At 72.3% G+C, this 22786-nt stretch carries 24 protein-coding genes; 9 read left to right on the plus strand and 15 right to left on the minus strand.

Going from position 1 to position 22786, the window contains the following annotated elements:
• Positions 1-3: 3 nt before the first annotated feature.
• Entirely contained in the window at positions 4-849 is an 846-nt protein-coding gene (locus tag BHU06_RS01655) for an enoyl-CoA hydratase-related protein (RefSeq protein WP_070397394.1), read from the minus strand.
• The gene (locus tag BHU06_RS01660) at positions 812-2092 is read right to left on the minus strand and encodes a DNA polymerase IV (RefSeq protein WP_070397395.1); all 1281 of its coding nucleotides are present in this window, start codon (positions 2090-2092) and stop codon (positions 812-814) included. The genes BHU06_RS01655 and BHU06_RS01660 overlap by 38 nt, the downstream gene beginning before the upstream one ends.
• Before the next feature lie 71 nt (positions 2093-2163).
• Between BHU06_RS01660 and BHU06_RS01665 the strand changes: the two genes are divergently transcribed.
• A complete protein-coding gene (locus BHU06_RS01665) occupies positions 2164-2889 on the plus strand; it encodes an SIMPL domain-containing protein (RefSeq protein ID WP_070397396.1) in 726 nt (241 codons plus the stop codon).
• A 21-nt stretch (positions 2890-2910) separates the two neighbouring features.
• Here the strand turns inward: BHU06_RS01665 and BHU06_RS01670 are convergent, their stop codons facing one another.
• A complete protein-coding gene (locus BHU06_RS01670; protein ID WP_070397397.1) occupies positions 2911-4065 on the minus strand; it encodes an alpha-hydroxy acid oxidase in 1155 nt (384 codons plus the stop codon).
• A 174-nt stretch (positions 4066-4239) separates the two neighbouring features.
• Between BHU06_RS01670 and BHU06_RS01675 the strand changes: the two genes are divergently transcribed.
• On the plus strand, positions 4240-4563 hold the full coding sequence (locus BHU06_RS01675) for a DUF4124 domain-containing protein (protein WP_175442775.1): 324 nt from the start codon (positions 4240-4242) through the stop codon (positions 4561-4563).
• An 18-nt stretch (positions 4564-4581) separates the two neighbouring features.
• On the opposite strand, the gene BHU06_RS01680 is transcribed toward BHU06_RS01675, so the two are convergent.
• The 4 genes from BHU06_RS01680 to argH form a co-directional block, all read right to left on the minus strand.
• A complete protein-coding gene (locus tag BHU06_RS01680; RefSeq protein WP_070397399.1) occupies positions 4582-5586 on the minus strand; it encodes a tripartite tricarboxylate transporter substrate binding protein in 1005 nt (334 codons plus the stop codon).
• A gap of 36 nt (positions 5587-5622) precedes the next feature.
• Complete coding sequence (locus BHU06_RS01685) at positions 5623-6777, minus strand: mandelate racemase/muconate lactonizing enzyme family protein (RefSeq protein ID WP_070397400.1); 1155 nt, start codon at positions 6775-6777, stop codon at positions 5623-5625.
• 153 nt (positions 6778-6930) lie between these two features.
• Entirely contained in the window at positions 6931-7818 is an 888-nt protein-coding gene (locus BHU06_RS01690) for a LysR substrate-binding domain-containing protein (RefSeq protein ID WP_070397401.1), read from the minus strand.
• 22 nt (positions 7819-7840) lie between these two features.
• Positions 7841-9292, minus strand: coding sequence for an argininosuccinate lyase (gene argH, locus BHU06_RS01695; RefSeq protein ID WP_070397402.1), 1452 nt, complete (start codon positions 9290-9292; stop codon positions 7841-7843).
• A gap of 96 nt (positions 9293-9388) precedes the next feature.
• Here argH and BHU06_RS01700 point away from each other — a divergent pair, with 96 nt between their 5' ends.
• Together BHU06_RS01700 and BHU06_RS01705 are read left to right on the plus strand one after the other, a co-directional pair.
• Positions 9389-10450 (plus strand): sensor histidine kinase, encoded by a 1062-nt coding sequence (locus tag BHU06_RS01700; protein ID WP_070397403.1) that lies wholly within the window; start codon positions 9389-9391, stop codon positions 10448-10450.
• A gap of 36 nt (positions 10451-10486) precedes the next feature.
• Positions 10487-11227, plus strand: a complete 741-nt coding sequence (locus BHU06_RS01705; protein WP_070397404.1) for a LytTR family DNA-binding domain-containing protein — start codon at positions 10487-10489, stop codon at positions 11225-11227.
• A gap of 24 nt (positions 11228-11251) precedes the next feature.
• Here the strand turns inward: BHU06_RS01705 and recJ are convergent, their stop codons facing one another.
• Together recJ and BHU06_RS01715 are read right to left on the minus strand one after the other, a co-directional pair.
• Positions 11252-12973: a single-stranded-DNA-specific exonuclease RecJ gene (recJ, locus tag BHU06_RS01710; protein ID WP_070397405.1), complete on the minus strand. Its 1722-nt coding sequence runs from the start codon at positions 12971-12973 to the stop codon at positions 11252-11254.
• Positions 12970-13920 (minus strand): hypothetical protein, encoded by a 951-nt coding sequence (locus tag BHU06_RS01715; RefSeq protein ID WP_070397406.1) that lies wholly within the window; start codon positions 13918-13920, stop codon positions 12970-12972. The genes recJ and BHU06_RS01715 overlap by 4 nt, the downstream gene beginning before the upstream one ends.
• 37 nt (positions 13921-13957) lie before the next feature.
• Between BHU06_RS01715 and BHU06_RS01720 the strand changes: the two genes are divergently transcribed.
• Both BHU06_RS01720 and lolD read left to right on the plus strand, forming a co-directional pair.
• Positions 13958-15214, plus strand: a complete 1257-nt coding sequence (locus BHU06_RS01720; protein ID WP_070397407.1) for a lipoprotein-releasing ABC transporter permease subunit — start codon at positions 13958-13960, stop codon at positions 15212-15214.
• An 84-nt stretch (positions 15215-15298) separates the two neighbouring features.
• Positions 15299-15973, plus strand: coding sequence for a lipoprotein-releasing ABC transporter ATP-binding protein LolD (gene lolD, locus BHU06_RS01725; RefSeq protein ID WP_070397408.1), 675 nt, complete (start codon positions 15299-15301; stop codon positions 15971-15973).
• 6 nt (positions 15974-15979) lie between these two features.
• Here lolD and BHU06_RS01730 read toward each other — a convergent pair whose 3' ends face one another.
• Positions 15980-16405 (minus strand): META domain-containing protein, encoded by a 426-nt coding sequence (locus tag BHU06_RS01730; protein ID WP_070397409.1) that lies wholly within the window; start codon positions 16403-16405, stop codon positions 15980-15982.
• A 65-nt stretch (positions 16406-16470) separates the two neighbouring features.
• Between BHU06_RS01730 and BHU06_RS01735 the strand changes: the two genes are divergently transcribed.
• From BHU06_RS01735 to BHU06_RS01745, 3 genes are read left to right on the plus strand one after another with little or no spacing between them, the layout of a single operon-like run.
• A complete protein-coding gene (locus BHU06_RS01735; RefSeq protein ID WP_070397410.1) occupies positions 16471-17310 on the plus strand; it encodes a TatD family hydrolase in 840 nt (279 codons plus the stop codon).
• A complete protein-coding gene (locus tag BHU06_RS01740) occupies positions 17307-17801 on the plus strand; it encodes a DNA-deoxyinosine glycosylase (RefSeq protein WP_070397411.1) in 495 nt (164 codons plus the stop codon). Before BHU06_RS01735 ends, BHU06_RS01740 begins: the two co-directional genes overlap by 4 nt.
• Before the next feature lie 26 nt (positions 17802-17827).
• On the plus strand, positions 17828-18523 hold the full coding sequence (locus tag BHU06_RS01745; protein ID WP_070397412.1) for a haloacid dehalogenase type II: 696 nt from the start codon (positions 17828-17830) through the stop codon (positions 18521-18523).
• A 20-nt stretch (positions 18524-18543) separates the two neighbouring features.
• Here the strand turns inward: BHU06_RS01745 and BHU06_RS01750 are convergent, their stop codons facing one another.
• Genes BHU06_RS01750 through BHU06_RS01770 form a run of 5 tightly spaced genes read right to left on the minus strand, consistent with a single transcriptional unit; the run spans position 18544 to position 22771 of the window.
• Entirely contained in the window at positions 18544-19359 is an 816-nt protein-coding gene (locus BHU06_RS01750; protein ID WP_070397413.1) for a DUF4399 domain-containing protein, read from the minus strand.
• 38 nt (positions 19360-19397) lie between these two features.
• Complete coding sequence (locus tag BHU06_RS01755) at positions 19398-20594, minus strand: NAD(P)/FAD-dependent oxidoreductase (RefSeq protein ID WP_070397414.1); 1197 nt, start codon at positions 20592-20594, stop codon at positions 19398-19400.
• A gap of 34 nt (positions 20595-20628) precedes the next feature.
• A complete protein-coding gene (locus BHU06_RS01760) occupies positions 20629-21087 on the minus strand; it encodes a DoxX family protein (RefSeq protein ID WP_070397415.1) in 459 nt (152 codons plus the stop codon).
• Entirely contained in the window at positions 21084-21872 is a 789-nt protein-coding gene (locus BHU06_RS01765; RefSeq protein WP_070397416.1) for a DNA-binding domain-containing protein, read from the minus strand. Before BHU06_RS01765 ends, BHU06_RS01760 begins: the two co-directional genes overlap by 4 nt.
• A complete protein-coding gene (locus BHU06_RS01770; protein ID WP_070397417.1) occupies positions 21869-22771 on the minus strand; it encodes a DUF692 domain-containing protein in 903 nt (300 codons plus the stop codon). The genes BHU06_RS01765 and BHU06_RS01770 overlap by 4 nt, the downstream gene beginning before the upstream one ends.
• Positions 22772-22786: the final 15 nt, after the last annotated feature.

Here is a 22786-nt window from a genome sequence, read left to right on the forward strand (position 1 = left end):
GTGTCACTCGGCGTCCAGGAAGGACTTGAGCGGCGCCAGCGGCGCGAACCGGCCGGCGCGCCGCTCCTTGGCCGCCACGATGGCCTCGCCCACCTGGGCGTTGCTCCAGATCGCGCCCTGCAGCCAGCCCATCTGGCGCAGGCTGTCGTCCACCGAGTGGTCGCGCGCGTAGTTCACCGCCTGCTTGGTGCCCCAGATGGCCACCGGCGGCTTGCTGGCGATCTCGCGCGCGCACTGCAGCGCGGCCTCCACCGTGGCGGCGTGGCTGTCGAAGACCTCGTTCACCAGGCCCAGGGCCTGGGCGCGCGCGGCCGGCAGGCGCCGCCCGGTGTAGGCCAGCTCCTTCACCAGGCCCAGCGGGATCAGCTTGGGCAGGCGCTGCAGCGTGCCCACGTCGGCCACCATGCCGATGTTGATTTCCTGGATGCAGAAGAAGGCGTCGGCCGAGGCGTAGCGGATGCAGCCGGCGGTGACCATGTCCACCGCGCCGCCCACGCAGCCGCCCTGGATGGCGAAGATGACTGGCGCGCGCAGCGTTTCCAGCCGCGTGAAGGTGGCCTGCATCTGGGCCAGCAGGTCGAAGACCGCGGCGCGGCCCTCGGGGCTGCGGTCGTCCAGGGTGATGGCGCCGCCGAAGGTCTCCAGCGCCATGCCGGCGCTGAAGTGCTTGCCGGTGCTGCTGATGACCAGGGCGCGTGCCCGACCCTCGTCGTGGATCTCGCGCAGCAGCCCGTCGAGTTCGCGCCAGAACGTGGGCCCCATGGTGTTGAGCGATTCGGGGCGGTTCAGCGCCAGGTGCGCCACGTCGGGCTCAGTCCAGCTCAGGGAAAAGCAGGTCGGTGTGGTCATCGCGGTGGGCCTTGTCTCGGGGCTTGGGGTGGCGGGCATTCTGGTCGGGCGCCGCGGGGCCGTCTGTCCCCGGTTTGACCAGCTTGGACGAGCGCACGCCCAGCAGGCGCAAGCGCCGCGTCAGGTCCACGCGCTTGAGGCACAGGCCGGCCGCCCGGCGGATGGTGGCGGCGTCGGCCGTGGGCTCGTCCAGCGTGAGGTCGCGCGTGACCTTGGTGAAGCCCACGTAGGTGAGCTTGATGCCGATGGTGCGCGCCAGGTAGCCCTTGCGCTGCAGGTCGCCGGCCACCTGCTCGCACAGCTCGGTGAGGATGGCGCCGAGCTCGGCGCGGTCGTGCACGGCGTGCAGGTCGCGCTCGAAGGTGGTCTCGCGGCTCATGCCCACGGGCTCGCTCTCGGTCACCACGGGGCGGTCGTCGCGGCCCCAGGCCACCTCGTGCAGCCAGGCGCCGTAGCTCTTGCCGAAGTTTGCGATCAACCAATCGGGCTCGCGCGCGGCCAGCTCGCCGATGGTGTGGATGCCGAAGGACTGCAGCTTGGCGTCGGCCTTGGGGCCCACGCCGTTGACCTTGCGGCAGGGCAGGGGCCAGATCAGGCGCTGCAGGTCCCCGGCGTGCACGATGCTGATGCCGTTGGGTTTGTTGAACTCGCTGGCCATTTTGGCCAGCAGCTTGTTGGGCGCCACGCCGATGGAGCAGGTCAGGCCCGTGGCCTCGAAGATGCTTTTCTGGATGAGCCGCGCCAGCACGCGCCCGCCCTCGCGCTGGCCGCCGGGCACCTCGGTGAAGTCGATGTAGACCTCGTCCACGCCGCGGTCCTGCATCACCGGCGCGATCTCGGTGATCACGCGCTTGAAGGTGCGCGACAGGCGCTTGACCTCGTCGAAGTCCACCGGCAGCAGGATGGCCTGCGGGCAGAGCTTGGCGGCCTTCATCAGGCCCATGGCTGAGCCCACGCCGAACTGGCGCGCCGCGTAGGTGGCGGTGGTGGCCACGCCGCGGCCCGCGTACTCGCTCAGGCGGGGGAAGAACGCCACCGGGATGCGGTCCAGCGTGCCGGGGCCCCAGTCGGTGTCGGGGAAGGCCTCGCGCAGGCGCTCGAACATGGCGGTCTCGCGCCGGCGCCCGCCGCCGATGACCATGGGCAGGCCCTTGAGCTGCGGGTAGCGCAGCAGCTCCACGGACGCGAAGAAGGCGTCCATGTCGAGGTGGGCGATGCGGCGCTCGGGTTTCAAGCCGGCCATCGTAGCCGGCTTACCATGCCCGGGTATGTCGTTTGCACCGGCTGTCCGGTGTGCCACCGTCGGAGGACCCCATGACGCATCCCCTCACCCGTTTGCTCGCGGCCGCGCTGGTCGGCGCGGGCGTCGCCATCGCCGGCCTGGCCGTCAGCCACGGCCTGGAGCGCTTCCGCCTGGCCGACCGCAGCGTCACCGTCAAGGGCCTGGCCGAGAAGAACGTGGAGAGCGATTTCGCCGTCTGGACCCTGGGTTTCCGGCGCGGCGGCAACGCCTTTGGCGATGTGCAGAAGGCGCTGGCGGGCGACCGCGACGCGGTGGTGGCTTTCCTCAAGCAGCGCGGCTTCAAGGACGAGGAGATCGAGGTGCGCCCGCTCGGCGTGCAGGACCTGTTCGCGCGCGAGTACGGCTCGGGCAACCAGCCGCTGCGCTTCAATGGCACGGGACAGGTGATCGTGAAATCCGCGCGTGTGGCGGACGTGCAGGCCGCGGCGCTGGCGGTGGACCCGCTGATCCAGGCCGGCGTGCAACTGGGCGGCGAAGGCAACGGCCATGGCGGCCCGCAGTTCCAGCTGCGCGGCTTCAACGACGTGAAGGCCCCGCTGCTGGCCGAGGCCACGCGCAACGCGCGCGAGCAGGCCGAGAAGTTCGCCGCCGAGGCCGGCGCCCAGCTGGGCGCGCTCAAGAGCGCCAACCAGGGTGTGATCCAGATCAGCGGCGCCGCCGGCAGCGACTACGACGACGGCAGCTCGCGCGAGAAGCGCCTGCGCGTGGTCAGCACCTTCGTGTACGAGCTGCGCTGAGCGCGCCGCCTCGGGCCGTCGTCAGGCCGTCGGGTAGCTGCCCGGCAGCAGGATGGACTTGTCCACGGACTCGATGTTGGTGTGGCCGCAGAAGGCCATGGTCAGGTCGAGCTCCTTGTGGATGATCTCCAGCGCCTTGCTCACGCCTTGCTCGCCCAGGGCGCCCAGGCCGTAGAGCATGGCGCGGCCGATGTAGCAGCCGCGCGCGCCCAGGGCGCGCGCCTTCAGCACGTCCTGACCGCTGCGCACGCCGCCGTCCATGTGCACCTCGATCTGGCCGCCCACGGCATCCACGATGGCGGGCAGGGCCTCGATGCTGCTTTGCGCGCCGTCCAGCTGGCGCCCGCCGTGGTTGCTCACGATCAGCGCGTCGGCGCCGGTCTGCACGGCCAGGCGGGCATCCTCCACGTCCTGGATGCCCTTGAGGATGAGCTTGCCGCCCCAGCGCTTCTTGATCCACTCCACGTCGCCCCAGTTGAGGCTGGGGTCGAACTGCTGCGAGGTCCAGGCGCCCAGGTTGGCCATGTCGGTCACGCCCTGCACGTGGCCCACGATGTTGCCGAACTGGCGGCGCTTGGTGCCCAGCATGCCCAGGGCCCAGCGCGGCTTGCTGGCGATGTTGATGATGTTGGGCAGCGTCAGGCGCGGCGGCGCGGTCAGGCCGTTCTTCAGGTCCTTGTGGCGCTGGCCGATGATCTGCAGGTCCAGCGTGAGCACCAGGGCGCCGCAGTTCGCGGCCTTGGCGCGGTCGATCAGGCGCTCGATGAAGGCGCGGTCCTTCATCACGTAGAGCTGGAACCAGAAGCCCTCGCCCGCGTGCTGCGCCACGTCCTCGATGGAGCAGATGCTCATGGTGGACAGGGTGAACGGGATGCCGAACTTCCTGGCCGCGCGCGCCGCGAGGATCTCGCCGTCGGCGTGCTGCATGCCCGTGAGGCCGGTGGGCGCGATGGCCAGCGGCATGGCGGCGGACTGGCCCACCAGGGTGGTGCGCGTGCTGCGGTTCTCCATGTTCACCGCCACGCGCTGGCGCAGCTTGATCTTCTGGAAGTCGGCCTCGTTGGCGCGGTAGGAGCCTTCGGTCCAGGAACCGGAATCGGCGTAGTCGTAGAACATGCGCGGCACGCGCTTTTGCGCCAGCACGCGCAGGTCTTCGATGTTGGTGATCACGGTCATGGGCGGGTCTCCTCGTTGTCGGTGGGGGCGGCGGGCTGGCCGCGATGGTAGCCAGCCGCCCCGCCCGGCGCGCGTGAAAGCGCGCTGGCGCGGATTGAAACATTTTCAGAAGGGCGCCCGGGGCGGGTTGACACACCCCGGGGAAGCGGGCGGATACTGGCCACTGCCATGTCCATGCGCCGCCTCCCGCTCCCCGCCCTCGCGCTGGCCGCCGCGCTGCTGCCCTGGTGCGCCGCAGCAGCGGAGATCTGGCGCTGGGTCGACCGCGACGGCTACGTGCACTACAGCCAGGCGGTGGACATCCCCGAGCGCTACCGGGCCAGCGCCGTGCCGGCCGACGCGCCCTTGCCGCCGGGCACCAGCGCCTGCGAGGCGGCCTGGCACCGCTACGCGGCCAGCCAGGCCTGCTTCGACGCCTACCGCCTGGTGGGCGGCGGCCTCAAGCCCGAGGCCTTCCAGCGCTGCCGCGAATTGCCCGAGCCCGAGCCCTGCCGCTGAGCCGGGCCCGGTCCAGGCTCACTGGTTGCTGATCTTCTGCTCGCGGATGACCTTGCCCCAGGCGGCGGACTCGCGCGCGATGTCGGCGGCCAGCGGCCCGGCCGGCATGTAGGCCGGCACGGCGCCCTGCGCGGCGGCCGCCTGCGCGATGTCCGGCGCGTCCATGACCTTGCGCAGCGAATCGCTCAGCCGCTCCACGATGGGCGCGGGCGTGCCCGCGGGGGCCAGCACGTACAGGCGCGGCACGGCCGAGAAGCCGGGCAGGGCGTCGGACAGCGGGGCGATGTCTTCGCCGCCCTGCAGCTTCACCGGGTTCATGACCGCCAGCGCGCGCAGCTTGCCGGCGCGCGCCTGGGCGATGGCCGAGGCCGCGCTCACCACGCCGATCGGCACCTGGCCGCTCATCACGTCGGGCACGATCTGCGCCGCGCCGCGGTAAGGGATGTGCACCACGTAGGCGCCGGTCTGGCCCTTGAGCATCTCGAAGCCCAGGTGGTGCACCGTGCCCACGCCCGAGGTGGCGAAGGAGTAGCGGCCGGGGTTCTTCTTCAGCAGGGACACGAACTCGGCCGGCGTCTTGGCCGGGAAGTCGTTGGCGGTGACGATCACCAGCGGCAGCGTGAACAGGCTCGCCACCGGCGTGAAGGCCTTGACCGGGTCGAAGCTCATCTTCGGCTGCAGGTACTGGGCGATCAGCAGCGAGCTGTCGCCCAGCATCAGCGTGTAGCCGTCGGGCGCGGCGCGCGCCACGGTGTCGCCGGCGATGAGGCCGGCCGCGCCGGTGCGGTTGTCCACCACCACCTGCTGGCCCAGCAGCTCGGACAGGCGCGGCGCGACCAGGCGCGCCACGGCGTCCACGCCACCGCCGGCCGAGTAGCCCACCACCAGGCGCACCGGGCGCTGCGGCCAGTTCTGCTGCGCCGAGGCGCTGGTGGTCACGCCGGTGGCGGCGAAGGCGGCCAGCAGCCCGGCGATCAGCGCGCGGCGGCCGGGGTGGGGCGAAGGGGTGTCGTGCTTGTGCATGTCTGTCTCCTGTGTTTGTGTCGCGGGGAAAATCGTTCAGGCCTTGCCGGCGCCGCGCGAGCCGGGCCGCTTGGCGAGTTCCGCCAGGCGATCGGGGTGGGGCTTGAAGCCCAGGCCCGGTGCCTCGGGCAGGCGCAGCACGCCGCGCTCGGGCTTGGGCAGGTCATCGAAGACCAGCTCGCAGCACTGCACGGCCACCGAGTGGTACTCGACCAGCGAGCCGTTGGCCAGGCCCGCGTGCAGGTGCATGTTGTGGTGCGGCCAGGCGCCGCCGTTGGCGAAGCGCGTGTTGAAGGCGGCGGCCATGCCCGCGATGCGCCCGCACTGGGTGAAGCCGCCGCTGATGCAGGCGTTGGGCTGCACCACGTCCACCGCCTGCGCCACCAGCAGGTCGCGAAAGCGCGTGGCCAGGCCCTCGTTCTGCCCGGCGGCCAGGGGGATGCTGGTCTTGGCGCGCAGCTTCTGCAGGTTGGGGATGTCGTTGTGCGTCACCGGCTCCTCGAAGAAGCTGATGTCGTAAGGCTCGACCTGCTTGGCCAGCTTCAGGGCGTGGAAGTAGTCCAGGCTGCAGTTGGCGTCGATGTAGATCTGCACGTCGGGGCCCACGGCCTCGCGCACGGCACGGATGCGCTGCACGTCCTCGGCGATCACCGCGTCCAGCGGGCGCGGCTCGTCGCGGCGCGCCAGCGCGTGGTGGCCCACGGTCATCTTCAGGCGGGTGAAGCCGCGCGCCACCCAGTCCCTGGCGGCGGCGGCGAGCTCGTCGCGCTCGAAGAAGGCGAAGCCGAAGGTGGCGTACACGGGCACCTCGGCGCGCGCGCCGCCCAGCAGGCGCCAGCAAGGCTCGCCCAGGGCCTGCCCCTTGATGTCCCAGAGCGCGAGGTCGATGGCGGCGATGGCGTGGCTGGCGTAGCCCGACTGCCCGCGCGGCGTGAGCAGCCAGTACAGGCGCTCCCAGATCTGCTCGTGGCGCATCGGGTCCTGGCCCACCAGGTGGTGGGCCGCGATGTCATTGACGATGCTGCCGATCACCTCTTCTTCGGTGATGGCGGTCATGCCGGTGCCGACCAGGCCGGTATCGGTCTCGATGGACACCAGGCAGACGGACAGGCTGGTGGTCTTGGTGCCGCCGCTGGCCGGCACGGTGACGGGCAGGTTCAGCGGCGTGGCCCAGACGCGGGCGATCTTCATCTTGTCTCCTGCGCCGCCGGGGGCGGCGGCGTGTGTGGGTTGCGGTTCGCGGGCAGTGTAGGAAGGGCCGCCGGCGCGCGGCAATGGCCTGCGCGTGAGGCCGCTTTCGCGTTTGGCGAAAGCCGAAGGCTGCGTGAAAAGCCGCGCGGGCGCTCAGCGCAGGAGCGCGCGCACCAGCGTGGCCGCCGCCGGGGCCAGCGGCGCGTCGGTGCGGGTGGCGATGCTGTGCGTGCGCCGGGCCCAGGCGTCGCTCAGCGGCACCGCCGCCAGCGGCAGGTGGGCCAGCTGCGGCGCCACGGCCTCCAGCGGCAGCACGCCCACGCCCAGGCCGGCGGCCACCATGCGGCAGACGGCGTCGAAGCCGCGCATGCGCATGCGCACGTTCAGCGGTTGGCCGGCGTCGGTGGCCGAAGCGAGCAGGCGGTTGGACAGGGCGGTGCCGTCGCTCAGGGTGATGAAGGGCTCGTCCAGCGCCTCGGCCAGGCGCAGTTTCTTGCGGCCCGCCAGGCGGTGCGAGCGCGGCGTGAGCAGCACCAGGGTGTCGCTGAAGAAGGGCGTGAAGGTCAGGCCGGCCGGGGGCACCGGCAGGTCGACCACGCCGAAGTCGGCGCGGCCTTCGATCAGGGCCAGCGGGATCTCGGGGCTGCCGCGTTCCTCGATGTCGACGCGGATCAGCGGGTGGCTGGACAGGAAGCGCTGCAGGCGCTGCGGCAGCACCTCCAGCAGGGCCGAGGTGTTGGCCAGCACGCGCACCTGGCCTTGCAGGCCCTGGCTGTAGCCCTTGAGGTGCTGGGCCAGCCGGTCGGCGTCGGTCAGCAGGGCGCGGCTGCGCTGCACGAGCATCTGGCCCGCGGGCGTGAGCTGCACGCCGCGCGAGGAGCGCTCGAAGATGCGGAAACCCAGCGAATCCTCCAGCGCGGTGATGCGCGAGCTGGCGGCGGCCACCGCCAGTTGCAGGCGCTCGCTGGCGGCGCTGATGGAGCCGAGGTCGGCGGCGGCGATGACCACGCGCAGCGTGCCGAGGTCGATGGGCTCGAGCATGCCGTGGCGCCGGGGAGTGGCCTCAGCCCAGTCGGGCGCGGTGGCGCGCGATCTGCGCGCGCACCTGTGCGGGCGCGGTGCCGCCCAGCGTGTGGCGCGCCGAGAGCGAGCCGCGCAGGCTCAGCACCTCGTACACGTCCTTTTCGATGCTGGGGTGAAAGCCCTGCAGCACGGTGAGCGGCAGCTCGGAGAGGTCGCAGTTGTGCGAGGTGGCGGCCTTCACCGCGTGCGCCACGGTCTCGTGCGCGTCGCGGAAGGGCAGGCCCTTCTTGACGAGGTAGTCGGCCAGGTCGGTGGCGGTGGCGTAGCCCTTCTGCGCGGCGGCCTCCATGGCGGGAGCGTTCACCGTGAGGCCGCCTTCCTTGGCGCCCGTGGCCGGGTTCAACTGGCCGCCCACCATCTCCGCGAAGATGCGCAGCGTGTCGGTGAGCGTGTCCACCGTATCGAACAGCGGCTCCTTGTCTTCCTGGTTGTCCTTGTTGTAGGCCAGGGGCTGGCCCTTCATGAGGGTGATGAGCCCCATGAGGTGGCCCACCACGCGCCCGGTCTTGCCGCGCGCCAGCTCGGGCACGTCGGGGTTTTTCTTCTGCGGCATGATGGACGATCCGGTGGTGAAGCGGTCGGCGATCTTCACGAAGCCGAAGTTCTGGCTCATCCACAGGATCAGCTCTTCGCTCAGGCGGCTGATGTGAACCATGCACAGCGAGGCCGCGGCCGTGAATTCGATGGCGAAGTCGCGGTCGCTCACACCGTCCAGGCTGTTCTGGCACACCGCGGGGGCCCCGTTCTCGTCGACCATGCCCAAGGTGCGGGCCACGCGCTCGCGGTCCAGCGGGTAGGTGGTGCCGGCCAGGGCGGCGCTGCCCAGTGGCAGGCGGTTGGTGCGGCGGCGCACGTCGTCGAAGCGCTCGGCGTCGCGCGAGAACATCTCCACATAGGCCAGCAGGTGGTGCGCGAAGCTCACGGGCTGGGCCACCTGCAGGTGCGTGAAGCCGGGCAGGATCACCTCGACGTTCTTCTCGGCCACGTCCACCAGCGCGCGCTGCAGCTCGGTGAGCAGGCCGCCGATGAGGTCGATCTCGCCGCGCAGCCACAGGCGCACGTCGGTGGCGACCTGGTCGTTGCGGCTGCGGCCGGTGTGCAGTCGCTTGCCCGCGTCGCCCACCAGCTGCGTCAGGCGCGCCTCGATGTTGAGGTGCACGTCTTCCAGGTCGAGCTTCCACTCGAAGGCGCCGCTCTCGATCTCCTGCGCGATCTGCGCCATGCCGCGCTGGATGTCGGCGTGGTCCGATGGGCCGATGATGCCTTGCGCCGCCAGCATCTCGGCGTGTGCGAGACTGCCCTCGATGTCGGCCTGCCACAGTCGCTTGTCGAAGAAAACGCTGGCGGTGTATCGTTTGACCAACTCGCTCATCGGCTCCGAGAATAGGGCGGACCAGGCTTCGGATTTCTTGTCGAGTTGGTTGGATGACATGGTGTTGTCAGCGGCTGGACGGGGGAGTGTGAGAGCGCCTGGGCAACCAAGCGCGGGCCTGGGTGGCCGACCGAATGGAAAACGGCATCGCTTCCCATGAAAGATTCGCGGATTTTATCGACCTTCCAGGAACTGCCCCACGCGGCTGGGGCGCGCCCGCTCACCGAGATGCCCGAGCATGTGCGGGCCCGCGTGCAGGTGTTCGACACCTGCCAGGTCGGCGTGGTGCTGCGCGCGGTGCTGTTCGTGCAGGCCGTGGTGGCCGTGGCGGCGCTGTTCACCGCCACCAGCTTCGTCACCTGGGGTGCCGCGCTGGCCATCTACACCGGCGCCGCGCTGCCCGCCGTGCTGGCCTGGCTGCTGGCCATCTGCGCGCTCAAGCGCCAGCTGGGCCGACTGGCCTCGCACTGGCAGTGGGCCGTGGGCGTCTCGCTGGGGGCGCTGGCGGGCCTGTACGGCTGCGCGCTGGTGGTCTGGCTGGGCGTTCTCACGCAGCAGCTGTGGCTGGCGTCGGCGGCGGCCGGGGCGCTGGTGGCGGCGGTGCTGGTGGCCGGGCTCGTGTGGCGGGCCAAGGCGCGCATGCCGGCGGGCACCACGGCCCGGCTGGCCGAGCTGCAGGCGCGCATCCGCCCGCACTTCCTGTTCAACACGCTCAACAGCGCCATTGCCCTGGTGCGCGAAGAGCCGGCCAAGGCCGAGAGCCTGCTGGAAGACCTCAGCGAGCTGTTCCGCCACGCCCTGGCCGATCCGAAGGAGGCGGTGCCGCTGTGGCAGGAGCTGGAGCTGGCCGAGCACTACCTGGCCATCGAGCAGGTGCGCTTCGGCGATCGCCTGCAGGTGGAGTGGGCGATCGACGAAGCGGCGTCCAAGGCCCGCCTGCCGCCCCTGATCCTGCAGCCGCTGGTGGAGAATGCCGTCAAGCACGGCGTGGAGCCCAGCCCCACCGGGGCCACGGTGCGCATCAGCACGCAGCGCCGCGGCGGGGTGGTGGTGATCAAGGTCACCAATACCGTGCCGGCGGGCAGCGGCAAGCGCGGCAACGGCCTGGCGCTGGACAACGTGCGGCAGCGGCTGACCTTGTTGCATGATGTGCAGGGGCGCTTCCAGAGCGCGCTGGTCAACGGCGTTTTCCAGGTGCGCCTCGAAATCCCGGTATAAGCGCGACATGGCAAAAGACCGACCACGGAGCAAGACATGGCACTGAAGGTTCTGATCGTCGACGATGAAGCCCTGGCGCGATCGCGCATGCGCACCCTGCTGGCCGAGTGCACGGAGCCGCGCACCGACGTGGTGGGCGAGGCCGGCAACGCCGTGCAGGCGATGGACATGATCCAGCGCACCCATTGCGAACTGGTGCTGCTGGACGTGCACATGCCGGGGGTGGATGGCATCACCCTGGCGAACACCCTGCGCCAGATGGCCGCGCCGCCCTCGATCGTGTTTGTTACAGCCTACCCGGAGCACGCGGTGAGCGCCTTCGAGGTGGAGGCGGTGGACTACCTGACCAAGCCGGTGCGCCGCGAGCGACTGCAGCAGGCGCTGCAGAAGGTGGTGAAAGTGCGCGCGGGCAAGGAAGGCAGTGGCGATTCCGGTCCGCCGGAGGCGCTGATCATCCAGGAGCGCGGGCGCAGCGAGCGCGTGGCGCTGTCGGACATCATCTACCTGAAGGCCGAGCTGAAGTACATCACCGTGCGCACGGCGGAGAAGGAGCACATCTACGACGGCGCGCTGAGCGACCTGGAGGCGCGCTACTCCCACCTCTTCGTGCGCGTGCACCGCAACGCCCTGGTGTCGCGGCGGGCGGTGCGGGCGGTGGAAAAGCACAGCGACCCGGTCGAGGGTGAAGGCTGGACCGTGCGGCTCGACGGGGTCGAGGAGCGGCTGGCGGTGTCGCGCCGCCAGCTGGCGGCGGTGCGCGAAGCCTTGATGGGCTGAGGCCTGCCCGCGCGGCGCGCGGGTTCAGATTTCCGCGGCTTCCACCAGAAACCGCACCCGCCGCTGGCCCTGCCATTCGTCCAGTTCCAGCCGGAAGGCGAGCTTCACCCGCTCGGGCAGCGGTTCGGTGTGACCGAACCAGATGCCGTCCACCGCATCGCCCTGGTGCTGCAGCTTGAGCGCCAGGTGCTTCTCGCCGACGATGCGCTGGCTCACCACCCGCAGCTCCTCGCAGAACACCGGTGGTGCGAAGCCCTGGCCCCAGACCTGGCCTTGCAGCAGCTCGACCAGGTCGGGCCGGCGGTACTGCCGGTCCAGCGCGCCGTCGGCCTCCAGGCGGCGCTGCAGCGTGGCGGCGTCCAGCCACTCGTGCGCCACCTGCTGCAAGGCCTGCTCGAACAGGTCCAGGTGCTCTTCCGCGACGGTGCAGCCCGCGGCCATGGCGTGGCCGCCGAAGCGCAGCAGCACGCCCGGGTGGCGCTTGGCCACCAGGTCCAGCGCGTCGCGCAGGTGAAAGCCCGGGATCGAGCGGCCCGAACCCTTGAGCTCGTGTTCCTTGCCCGGCGCCGCGCTCGCGGCGAAGACGAAGGTCGGCCGGTGCAGCTTGTCCTTCAGGCGCGAGGCCACGATGCCGACCACGCCTTCGTGGAAGTCCGGGTCGAACAGCACCATGGCCGGTGGCGGTTCCTCGCCGTCGTCGAACAAGGCCTCGGCCATCTCCAGCGCCTGCTCGCGCATCTCGCCCTCGATGGCCTTGCGCTCGCGGTTGATGCCGTCCAGGGTGCGCGCCAGTTCCTCGGCGCGCGCCTTGTCGTCGGTCAGCAGGCATTCGATGCCCAGCGTCATGTCGGACAGGCGGCCGGCCGCGTTCAGGCGCGGGCCGAGCGCGAAGCCGAAGTCGAAGCTGCTCGCGGTGTCCAGGCGCCGGCCGGCGACCGCGAACAGCGCGTCCATGCCAGCCGGCAGGGCGCCCGCGCGCACGCGCTTGAGGCCCTGGGCGACGAGGCGGCGGTTGTTGCCGTCGAGCTTTACCACGTCGGCCACGGTGCCCAGGGCCACCAGGGGCAGCAGGGCGTCGATGCGGGGCTGGTTTTTGGCATCGAAAACCCCGCGCTCGCGCAGCTCGGCGCGCAGCGCGAGCAGCACGTAGAACATCACGCCCACGCCGGCGATGCTCTTGCTGTCGAAGGCGCAGCCGGGCTGGTTGGGGTTGACGATGACGCAGTCGGCCGGCAACTGCGGGCCCGGCAGGTGGTGGTCGGTCACGATCACCTGCAGGCCCAGTTCGCGCGCGACGCGCACGCCGTCGACGCTGGCGATGCCGTTGTCCACGGTGATCAGCACCTCGGCGCCACTGTCTTTCACGCGCCGCGCGATGGCGGGGGTGAGGCCGTAGCCGTCGACCACGCGGTCGGGCACCAGGTAGTGCACGCTGTCGAAACCCAGGGGCGCGCCCAGCAGCCGGAGGCCGCGCACGCCCACGGCGCAGGCGGTGGCGCCGTCGCAGTCGTAGTCGGCCACGATGCACAGGCGCCGGTTCGCCACCATGGCATCGGCCAGCTGGCGCGCGGCCTCGCCCGCGCCGGTCATCGTGTCCGGCGGGAGCAGGCGCGCGAGTCCGTCGTCGAGTTCTTCGGTGCTGGTGACGCCGCGCGCGGCGAACAGGCGCGCCAGCAGCGGGTGCAGACCGGCCTGTTCGAGCGCCCAGGCGGCGCGCGGCGGGACGTCGCGGGTGATGATCTTCATAGGGTCCTGAGGAGGTCTTGGGCGCTGGCGCGCGGGCGCAGGCCGACGGCGCGGGCGAGCCGCTGCGTGAGGCCGGGCCGTTCGGGCACCAGCGTGACGGCGGCGCGCTCGCCGCACAGGGTGAGGGCCAGCGGTTCGCCGCGCCGCGCGCGGTCGAGCAGGGGAGCGAAGAGGCTGTGGTCGAGCGCCGTAGCGGCACGGCGCCAGGCCTCGAGGTCGCCGCCAAGGGCGGCGGCGCGCAGGCTATCGTCCACCTGGGGCGGCGGGCGCAGGCGGGTGTGCGCGTCCAGCGCGCCGGGCGCGCTGAACCACAGGCCGTTGATGGGCAGGCGGCGTGCGGCCTCGCGGGCGTCGTTCACGCGGTGCGTGTAAAAGAGCATCTGTGCCTCGCTCTGCAGGCGTTGCAGCCAGCGCGCCGGTTTGCCGCGCGGCAGCCAGGCGGCCAGCGAGCGGCCGCTGACGCGGTCCAGGCTGGCGCAGGCCAGGTCGCGCAGGCGCTCGCCGCGCGCCCGCCAGCGGGTGGGCTCGTCGAACAGCAGTTCCACGCCGTCTTCGGCGCACAGCGGTTCGAAGGCCGCGAACAGCGCGCGCGATTCGTCGGCGTCCAGGCCACCGGCCTGTTCGGCGCGCTGCAGCATCACCTGGTCCATGCCCACCTGCAGGTGCACGGGGTGCACCCAGGCCTGTGGCGCCTGCGGTGTGTCGCTGGCCAATGCGGCCCAGGGCAGGGCGCCGTCGCGCGGGGGCAGGCCTCGTGCGCGCGCCAGGGCGCGCTCGTGGGGCGGACTCAGGCTGAGGCCGTCGTCGCTGTCGCGCGCGGCCTCGCGCAGGTGGGCGAGCAGGGCGTCGAGCGCGGGCAGGGCGGGGGGCTCAAGGGCCGCGCCCAGGGCGGCGAAGGGAACCAGCCAGTGGTGTGCGGGATCCAGGACCAAGGGCTCGTCGGGCATGGTGCGATTGTCGGCGATGCCACAATCGCCCCCAGAAATGCAAACCCCCTACGAACTCCTGCTGGGCTGGCGCTACACGCGCGCCGGCCGCGCCACGCGGCGCAACGGCTTCATCTCCTTCATCTCGGGTGTGTCCATGCTGGGCATTGCGCTCGGCGTGGCGGCGCTGATCATCGTGCTGTCGGTCATGAACGGCTTCCAGAAGGAGGTGCGCGACCGCATGCTGGGCGTGCTCTCGCACATCGAGGTGTTCGAGGCCAACGGCCAGGCCATTGCCAACCTGCCGCAGGTGCTGTCCACCATCGAGGCGCGCCCCGAGGTGCTGGGCGCCGCGCCCTTCGTGGGCGCGCAGGCCCTGATCGCCCGCGGCGAGGACATGAAGGGCGCGCTGGTGCGCGGCATCGACCCCACGCTGGAACCCAAGGTGACCGACCTTGCGGCCGAGCTGGCCGACACCGTGCTGCCGCGCCTGGCGTCCGGCGGCTATGGCATCGTGCTGGGCGGCGAACTGGCGCGCAGCCTGGGTGTGGTGGTGGGCGACACGGTGACGCTGATCGCGCCGAGCGGGCAGGTGACACCGGCCGGCGTGGTGCCGCGCGTGCGCAGCATGACGGTGGTGGGCACCTTCGATTCCGGCCACTACGAATACGACTCGGCGCTGGCCATGCTGCACCAGGACGACGCCGCGCGCATCTTCCGCGTCGAGGGCCCCACGGGCGTGCGCGTGAAGATCCGCGACCTGCACGCCGCGCGCGAGGTGGCGGTGAAGATGGCGGCCGACCTGCCGCCAGGCCTGGTGGTGCGCGACTGGACGCGCCAGAACCGCACCTGGTTCGCGGCCGTGCAGCTCGAAAAACGCATGATGTTCATCATCCTCACGCTGATCGTGGCGGTGGCCGCGTTCAACCTGGTGTCCACGCTGGTGATGACCGTGACCGACAAGCGCGCGGACATCGCCATCCTGCGCACCCTGGGCGCGAGCCCGCGCAGCATCATGGGCATCTTCGTGGTGCAGGGCGCGGCGGTCGGCCTCATCGGCACCGGCCTGGGCCTGCTGCTGGGCCTGGGCGTGGCCTTCAACATCGACACCTTGGTGCCGGCGCTGGAGCACCTGCTGGGCGCGAGTTTCCTGCCGCAGGACATCTACCTCATCAGCCGCATGCCCAGCGACCCGCAGCGCGGCGACATCGTGCCCGTGGCGGTGATCTCGCTGGTGCTGGCCTTCCTGGCCACGCTGTACCCGAGCTGGCGCGCCAGCCGCGTGAACCCGGCGGAGGCGCTGCGTTATGAGTAAAGCCCCCACGCTCCGCCGCGGCGCGGGTCGCTGCCCCACGAAGGGGGGCGTTTCGCCTTGGGGCGGCCCGGCGGCGAAACAACCATGACCGATTCCGTTCTTTGCGCTCGTGGCCTGAGCAAACGCTTCGTCGAAGGCCGTCTTGACGTCACCGTGCTGCAGGGCGTGGACCTGGAGGTGCGCGCGGGCGAAACCGTGGCCATCGTCGGCGCCTCCGGTTCCGGCAAGAGCACGCTGTTGCACCTGCTGGGCGGGCTGGACGCACCCAGCGCCGGCACGGTGGCCCTCAAGGGCCAGCAGCTCTCGGCCCTGGGCCCGGCGCGCCAGGGCGAGTTGCGCAACCAGCACCTGGGCTTCGTGTACCAGTTCCACCACCTGCTGCCCGAGTTCAGCGCGCGCGACAACGTGGCCATGCCGCTGTGGATCCGCCGCCTGCCGCGCGCCGAGGCGGCCGAGCGCGCCAGCGCGACGCTCGCGCGCGTGGGCCTGAGCGAGCGCCTGGCGCACCGGCCGGCCGAGCTGTCGGGCGGCGAGCGCCAGCGCGTGGCCATCGCGCGCGCCCTGGTCACGCAGCCGGCCTGCGTGCTGGCCGACGAGCCCACTGGCAACCTGGACCGCGCCACCGCCGACGGCGTCTTCGCGCTGATGATGGACCTGGCGCGCGACCAGGGCACGGCCTTCGTGGTGGTCACGCACGACGAAGGCCTGGCCGCGCGCTGCGGCCGCGTGCTGCGCCTCAGCGCCGGCCGACTGGGCTGAGCCCGTTCACGGCCTGGTGCGCACGAAGCGCAGGGGCTTGTCCATGCCCTCGACGCTCAGCGTGAGCGTCGAGCCTTGCACCTGCACGCGCTGGGCCTTCTGCAGCGCCGCCATGTAGCGGTTCTCCTGCTCGCCCACCGCGCCCGCGCAGGCCATGCGCGTCATGCCCATCTGGCCGAAGGCGATGCGGTCCTGCACCAGGGTGTAGCTGCCAAAGAAGCGGTTGCAGGAGCCCTGGCCCGCCACGCGACCCGCCTCGGGAAAGGCCAGCGTGGCCGGCACGCGGTCGAGCACGCCGCTGCCGCCCAGGTCCTCCAGCCGCCATTCCGTGCCCACCAGGGACGGCGCGCCGCCGGGGCCGGCGGGCATGGCACAGGCGCCCAGGCCGGCGATGAAGGGCAGGGCGAGCGTGGCGATCCAGCGGGGTGTCATGGGGGTCCTCCTGGGGTCTTGGGGTGTTGCGGTCACAATGCCTGCCCGAGCTTATACGCGCAACGATGACGCCCTTGTGGATCGACACGCACGCCCACCTCGACGCGCCCGAGTTCGCGGCCGCCGAGGTCGCGGCCCTTCGCAGCGAGGCGCGCGGGCGCGGCGTCGCGCGCTGCGTGATCCCCGCCGTGGCGCGCTCGAACTGGGACACGGTGCGCGAGCTCGCGCACCGGCTCGATGACGCCTACGCCCTGGGCATCCACCCAATGGGCGTGCCGGCCGCGCACGACGCCGACCTGGACGCGCTGGACGAGGCCCTGCGCGTCCACCGCGACGACCCGCGCCTGGTGGCGGTGGGCGAGATCGGCCTGGACTTCTTCGTGCCCGAACTCACCGAACCCGCGATGCGCGAGCGCCAGGTCCGCTTCTACCGCGCGCAGCTGCGCCTGGCGCGCCGCCATGGCCTGCCGGTGATCCTGCACGTGCGGCGCAGCGCCGACGCCCTGCTCAAGGGCCTGCGCGAGCTGCCGGTGGACGGCGGCATCGGCCACGCCTTCAACGGCAGCCTGGCGCAGGCGCTGGCCTTCACCGAACGCGGCTTCGCGCTGGGCTTCGGCGGCGCGTCCACCTTTGACACCGCGCGGCAGATACGCCGCCTGGCCGGCGAGCTGCCCATCGAGGCCCTGGTGCTGGAGACCGACGCGCCCGATATTCCGCCGCAGTGGCTGTATGCCACGGCCGCCGAGCGCGCGGCCGGCCAAGCCCAGGGCGTGAACCACCCGCGCGAGCTGCCGCGCATCGGCGCAGTGGTCGCCGGCCTGCGCGGTGTGCCGGTGGACGCACTCGCGCAGGCCACGAGCGCGAACGCGCGGCGCGTGCTGCCGCGACTGGCGGCCCTGGCATGACGCGCCTGCTCGGCCTGCCCCCGGTGGCCGATGCGCGCACGCGGCTGGTGGTGTTGGGCAGCTTTCCGGGCGTGGCCTCGCTGCGCGCGCAGCAGTACTACGGGCACCCGCAGAACGCCTTCTGGAAGATCCTGGGCGCGCTGTGGGAGCTGCCGTTGGCCCAGGCCAGCTACGACCAGCGCGTGGCGGCCGTGCTCGAACGCGGCCTGGGCGTGTGGGACGTGTACGCCAGCTGCGAGCGCGAAGGCAGCCTGGACACCGCCATCCGCGCGGCCGAGCTGAACGATTTCGCGCAGCTGCGCCACCGCTGCCCCGAACTGCGCGCCATCGCACACAACGGTGGCGAGAGTTTCCGCCACGCGCGGCTCACGCGCGCCTTCGGCCTGCCGGTGCACCGGCTGCCGTCCACCAGCCCCGCGAACGCCAGCTGGCCGTTCGAGCGCAAGCTCGCGGCCTGGGGGGAGTTGCTGCGCCAGTACGGCGTGGCCTGATCACCGAACGCAGAAGGAGCGTTTCCATGTCCCAGGTGTCCATCCTCGTCTTCGACATCTTCGGCACCGTCGTCGACTGGCACGGCAGCATCGTGCGCGAGCTGTCGGCCGCTCACCCGCAGGTGGACGCCGACGCCTTCGCGCGCGCCTGGCGCGAGGGCTACCAGCCCGCCATGCAGCGCGTGCGCAGCGGCGAGCGGGCCTGGACGCGCATCGACGAGCTGCACCGCGGCATCCTCGATGAGATCCTGCCGCGCTTCGGGCTCGACCACCTGGACGGGGCCCAGCGCGCCCAGCTCAATCGCGTGTGGCACCGGCTGGACCCCTGGCCCGACAGCGTGCCCGGCCTCACGCGGCTCAAGGCGCGCTTCACCCTCTGTTCGCTCTCCAACGGCAACATCGGCCTGCTCACGAACATGGCCAAGCGCGCGGGCCTGCCCTGGGACTGCGTGCTCTCGGCCGAGGTGTTTCGCGCCTACAAGCCCGACCCGCGCGTCTACCGGGGCGCGGCCGAGGTGTTCGATGTCTCACCGGCCGAGGTGATGATGGTCGCCGCCCACCAGGACGACCTGGCCGCCGCGCGCGCCTGCGGCCTGGCCACGGCCTACATCGAGCGCCCGCTGGAGTTCGGCGCGGCGCACGTGAAGGACGTGTCGCCCGACCCGGCCAATACGCGCCACGCGCGCGACCTGCTGGACCTGGCGGACCAGCTCGGCTGCTGAAGCCGCCGCCCGGTCTGGCTTCAGCGCACCTCGATGCGCGCCACCGCGGCTTCGGCCAGCGGTTGGGCGGCGCCGAGGTTGTCCAGCATTTCGAGCTTGAGGTTGTAGGCGCCTGCGGGCGGCGCCAGCCAGACCTCGGTCTGCCCGTCGCGGAAGTCCATCACGGCGGGCGCGCCGCCGCCGGCGGGGGCCACGGTGAGCTTGAAGTGGCCGGTGTCGGGAATCTTCTGCGACATCTGCGCCACGTTGAGCAGCGAGGCGTGGAAGCGCACCAGGAAGGGCGGGCGCGGGCTGGCGCCGTCCGGCAGGTCGAGGGCCAGGCCTTTTTTCTGCAGCGTGGCCGGGTCGGTGGCGTTCTGGCGCGTGACGGTGATCCTGGCGGGCTTGCTGAAGACGAAGTGCGGCAGGTGCTTCTGGTCGGCCAGCAGCATGCGCAGCGTGTACTCGCCCGGCGCCAGGTTCAGCACGGTCTCCATCTGGCCCTTGCCGAAGTGGATGTACTGATCGTTGAAGGGCAGGGCTTGCTTGAAGTTGAGCGGCAGGTCGCGGTTGACCAGCAGGTGGTGGTGGCCGCTCTTGCCGTGCCCGCTCTGCGCGATGGGCGCCAGGCCCCAGCCGCCCGAGAGACCGAACTTCAGCACGTACGGCGTCTCGATGCGGTCGCCGTCCTTGAGGTTGGTGAAATAGGCCTCGGCCGACAGCCGCGGCGGCGCCGCCTGCCAGGGGTGCACGGTGCGGGCCGGTTCGGGGGCCGACTGCGCGAGCGCGGCGCTGGCGCCCAGGGCGGCCACCAGGGCGATGGTGGGGCGAAGAACAGGGGTGGGGCGCTGGCGCATGGTCGGTCGGTGGGGGCACCGGTAGGGGCAGTGGCCCCTCAGTTTACGGGCCGACCATGGCGGCGCTGCGTCGGAGAGGCCGTTTCGTCCATCAGGGGTGGTGGCGCCGCGGTCTCGTGGCGCTCGGCGCGGTCCTTCCAGCGCGCCACCCAGGCGCCTTGCGCGCGCAGCGGCCCCCAGGCGGCGATGGCGCATTCCGTGCCGCAGGACAGCCGCGTGAGCGGTCGCTGCGCCGGCCAGTGCGGCTTCAGGGGCTGGCCCGCGAAGGCGGCCAGCAGGTTGTGCGCCAGTGTGGCGCCGGCGCGCGCCGAGGTGGTGGCGGCGTCGGGGTAGGCGTGGTCGTCGCGGCGTGCGGCGGGGCCCGCGGCGAAGACCTGCGGGTGGCTCGTGCTCTGTTGGAAGCGGTTCACCAGCACCTGCCCGCCCTCGGCCAGCGCGAGCGGCGTGCCGCGCAGCCAGGCGGGCGCCTGCGCGGCGCCGGCCACCAGGGGCACGTCGCAGCGCAGCAGCGCGCCATTGGCCAGGCGCACGCCCTCGACCGTGATGCCCGTGCAGCGTTCGTTGAGCACGTGGATGCGCTGGCGCTTGAGCTCGCGCCGCACGCGCGAGGCCACGTCGGGCGGCAGCTCGCCGGCCAGCGCGCCGCCGTCGGTGAGCAGGGTGAGGATGCTGCCGGGCAGGCCCTCGGCGCGCAGGCGCTGGGCGGCGGCGAAGACCAGTTCGATGGCGGCCGCGCCCGAGCCGATGACGGCGATGGACAGCGGCCGCTCGCGCGCCATGTCGACCACGCGCGGCCACAGACCCAGGAAAGCCTCGCTGGGGTAGCGCGCCAGCGCCTGCTCGCGCGCGCCGGGCAGGCGCTGCTCCAGCGCCTCGCGGTCGGTGCTGGCCGCGGTGTCCAGCGACAGCAGGTCGAAGGGCAGTTCGAGGGCGGCGCCACCGTCGGCCGGCGCGGCATGCACGCGCCGGCCCTCCAGGTCGAGCGCGAGGCAGCGCCCGGGCACCCAGCGGGCGTGGGCCAGGGTGAGCAGGCCCGACAGGCCCACGCGGCAGGCGTCGGCCGTGTACCGTCCCGCGACCACCGCCGGGACCAGGGGTTCGTGCACGGGCGCGGGAGGTGGTGCCAGCAGGGTGACCTGCAGGTCGGCTGGGTGGTGCCGCGTCAGCCGGGCCAGCACCTCGCGGTGGGCCGGGCCGGCGCCGATGAGAACGAGTCGGGTGATGCCGCTGCGCATGGGCCGCGATGGTACGGCCCCCGCGCCGGCGGGCTCAGCGAGGCCCGTGACGCCCCCGCCAGTGGTCCAGCGACCAGCGCCCCGGCCCGAACAGCGCCAGCGCTGCCAGCAGCGCGCCCCAGGTGAGGTGCTGCTGGAAGGCCGCTGGCGCGATCTCGCTCAGGCTGAGCACCGCCACCACGTTGACGACCGACAGCCCCAGCGCGGAAAAGCGCCCGGCCAGGCCCAGGGCCAGCAGCACCGGCAGCACCAGCTCGCCGGCCGTGCCCAGCGGCGCGGCCAGGGCCGGTGGCAGCAGGGGCACGTGGTATTCCTCGGTGAACAGCAGCAGGGTGGTGTCCCAGTCGCGGACCTTGGTCAGGCCCGAGAGGAAGAAGACCTGGGCGATGTAGAGCCGCGCCAGCAGCGCGCCCAGGGGCTGGGCGGCGTCGAGCAGGCGGGCCAGGGGCCGCCAGCCGGCGGCGATGCGGTGGCTGAAGGTGTTCGTGTTCATGGGTGGGCTCCGTCGGGGGTGTTGGGGCGGGGATCGGACACGGGCGCCACGCCCACGCACAGGCCGCTGCGCACGGCCTCGCGCAGCCAGCCGAGGGCGTCGATGGGGGCGGCGTCCAGGGCCTGCGCGAGCGTGCGGCCGACCAGCAGCGCGGCCTCGAAAGGCGCGATGGCGTGGTCCAGCGGCGTGAGCCGAACGGCCTGGCCCTGGCGCCAGACGCGCACGTTCTCGGCCACGCCGTCGCGCAGGCGGCGCGCGGCGGTGGCGAGGTCGGGCTCGCCGTGCAGGTGGGCGTCGAGCAGGCTGAGCACGGGCCAGGGGCTCAGCACCACGGCGGTGCCGGGCGCGAACCGCAGGCACAGGCGCTCGGGCGGTTCGCGTTCGAGCCAGGCGAAGCTGGCGGCGTCGGCGCGGGCGCCCTCGGCGCGGGTGGCGCCATGCAAGGCCCATTCGAGGCGCGCGACGTCGGGCAGGTAGGGCAGGTGGGCGAGGCCGGGCTGGTCCGCCATGAACCCGGCCAGCGCGCCACCCCATTCGCCGAGCTCGCCGCGCGTGGGTGGGTGGTGGTGCCACAGGGCGCGCGCGAGCGTGGCGAAGGTGTCCTCGCCCAGCAGCGCGGCGACCACGGGGTAGGTGTCGATCAGGGCGCGTTCGGCGTGGGCGTGGGCGTTGGCGCGGTAGGCGCCGAGGCCGGGGCCGTGCCAGCGGGACTGGGGCCCGGGTGGGCGGGCCCGCAGCAGGGCGTCGAGCAACCCGCGCTGCTGGCGGGCGAGCCGGGCGTTCATGCGCAGGCCTCCGGGATGCGCGCGTTCAGCGCATCGACAGCCAGGGCCCGCGCGTGGGCGGCCTCGTCCAGCAGCACCGCCAGCGCGGGCAGGTCGGTGTCCCATTCGATCAGTGTCGGCACGGCACCGAAGCGTGCGACGGCGTGCCGGTACGCCTGCCACACCAGCGGGGACACGCGGCTGCCGTGGTCGTCGATCACGAGGTCGCCGCGGTCGTGGTGGCCGGCGAGGTGCAGCTCGGCCACGCAGGCGGGCGGTACCGCGTCGAGCCAGGCGCGCACGGCGGGCAGCGCTGCCTGGGCGCGCCCGGCGCGTTGCTCGTTCAGCGCGTTGACGACCAGGTTGTTGACGTCCACCAGCAGCCGGCAGCCCGTGCGCCGGCTCAGGGCCGCGAGGAAGTCGGCCTCGGTCATGTCGGCCACGGGCCAGTGCACATAGGCCGACAGGTTCTCCACCGCGATCGGGCGGCGCAGCCGGTCCTGCACGCGCTGCACGTTGGCGCACAGCACGGCGAGCGCGGCGCGCGTGAAGGGCAGGGGCAGCAGGTCGGCGGCGTGCACGGTCTGGCCTCTCCAGGTGCCGCGCGCGAAGCTGGCGTGCTCGCTCACGAAGCGCGGTTCGGTGGCCGCCACGAGTTCGGTCAGCCGGTCCAGGTGCCAGGGGTCGAGGCCCTCGGCCGAGCCCAGCGACAGGCCCACGCCGTGCAGGCTCAGGCCGTAGGACTCGCGGGCCTTCAGCAAGGGCGCCCTGAGGGCCGCGTGGGGCGCGAAGAAGTTCTCTGCGTGCACCTCGATGAAGTCGAGCGCGGGCCGCTGCTCGAGCAGCGCGCGCTGGTGCGGCGCGCGCCAGCCGATGCCCAGCGCTGGCGCGGCGGCCTCGTGTGCGGGGGCGGTCGGCATGGCGTGCGGCTTGAT

This window comes from Hydrogenophaga sp. PML113, assembly GCF_001777155.1.
In the GTDB taxonomy this organism is placed as follows: domain Bacteria; phylum Pseudomonadota; class Gammaproteobacteria; order Burkholderiales; family Burkholderiaceae_C; genus Hydrogenophaga; species Hydrogenophaga borbori.